This is a genomic window from Microcoleus sp. C2D2 (assembly GCF_036702495.1).
In the GTDB taxonomy this organism is placed as follows: domain Bacteria; phylum Cyanobacteriota; class Cyanobacteriia; order Cyanobacteriales; family Microcoleaceae; genus Microcoleus.
In genome coordinates this window covers 1-1,122 of sequence record NZ_JAUBTO010000414.1, presented here as the reverse complement: position 1 = coordinate 1,122, position 1,122 = coordinate 1, and the positions used below count along the sequence as shown (strand labels likewise).

The following is a 1,122-nucleotide window of genomic DNA, read 5'->3' as shown; positions in this document are numbered from 1 at the left end:
GCTGCAAACCGCGAGAAAGTTTGGGCCGCTCTGACCGATTCGGAGCGAGCGACATTCTCGGAACTGACGGCGAAGCCTCTGGCCGCTCACGACAATCCGCCAGAACCTAAACCTCCTGAAACCGCGCCATAACGAGAAACTATCGCCCCCGCTGATGCCGAAAAACTGCGAGAAATTGCGTCAAGAAGGTGGGATGAATGTTATCCCGCACAAATGCAAAGTCTGCTCGCCCAGATGTACGCATGGGGAGCACCGGGGACGCGCTACGATGCAGCCACTATCAACGCTTGGCTGGCTACTGAGGACGCTGTTACTCGCAAACGGATAGGGGAACTCATGCAGCGGCGTGGATGATTTTTGACAGACTAGAAAATATCAGCCTTCCATTGGCAATATCATTGATAGAAGCTTTGCCTTGCCGTGCTTGGTCGCGGGTGTAGCTCTTTCGGTCTGTTTGCTGTTGCTGCTGAGATTCGCTGCCGTCGTTGAATTTTTGCAAACTGTAATTCACCGCGCGACTACTATTGCTGTTGTTGTTGCTGCTGCTGTTACCACCTACAAAGAATGGCTTAAAGGTTGCAGTTTGCTTTAGTTCTGACATTTTTTGATAAACCGATTTAGGATTGCCGTCAGCGCCATATTCAATATTTCAAAATTGGTTTTTGAAAATAATCTGCTTATCTTTTAGTTCGCATCTGCCATTTTTCAAGTAAGCTCGCACAATTTCAAACGGCGTATCTCCCCCACCGTTCGCGGCATCCCAGCGCCCGCCGGATTCGGTGAAAGCATCCTTTAGGGCGTTATCCAAAAGCATATCTTGCATCTTTTGTTGCGTCTCCTGAGCCTGTTTATTGAGGGTTTCAGTCTCTGCCTGATATTTGGTTTTTTCAGCGTAAAATTCATCTTCATTCTGCATAAAATTACCTCAAATTATTACTTTTATTCTTCTACCAATATTCACACAAAAATGAGCGTATAATCAGTTGATTAGACGCTCAAAAATGTACATTTTTCAAACTACTGCTTTAATCCTACCCTAAAAAAGTAGGGATTAATTCTATCAACAAATCGATATCCTCTGGCGCGATTTTGGATTTTTTACGTTGCGCTCTCACCTCATTA

General features: G+C 45.5%; 3 protein-coding genes. 1 reads left to right on the top strand and 2 read right to left on the bottom strand.

Translation table 11 applies throughout. From position 1 onward, the window contains the following. Positions 1-213: 213 nt before the first annotated feature. Complete coding sequence (locus QUB61_RS39600; RefSeq protein WP_333135619.1) at positions 214-354, top strand: hypothetical protein; 141 nt, start codon at positions 214-216, stop codon at positions 352-354. Here the strand turns inward: QUB61_RS39600 and QUB61_RS39595 are convergent. Beyond that, positions 335-601 carry a hypothetical protein gene (locus QUB61_RS39595; protein ID WP_333135620.1) on the bottom strand — a complete coding sequence of 89 codons (267 nt, stop codon included), beginning with the start codon at positions 599-601 and terminating at the stop codon, positions 335-337. The genes QUB61_RS39600 and QUB61_RS39595 overlap by 20 nt on opposite strands. A gap of 48 nt (positions 602-649) precedes the next feature. Next, positions 650-916: a hypothetical protein gene (locus tag QUB61_RS39590; RefSeq protein WP_333135622.1), complete on the bottom strand. Its 267-nt coding sequence runs from the start codon at positions 914-916 to the stop codon at positions 650-652. Positions 917-1,122 lie beyond the last annotated feature (206 nt).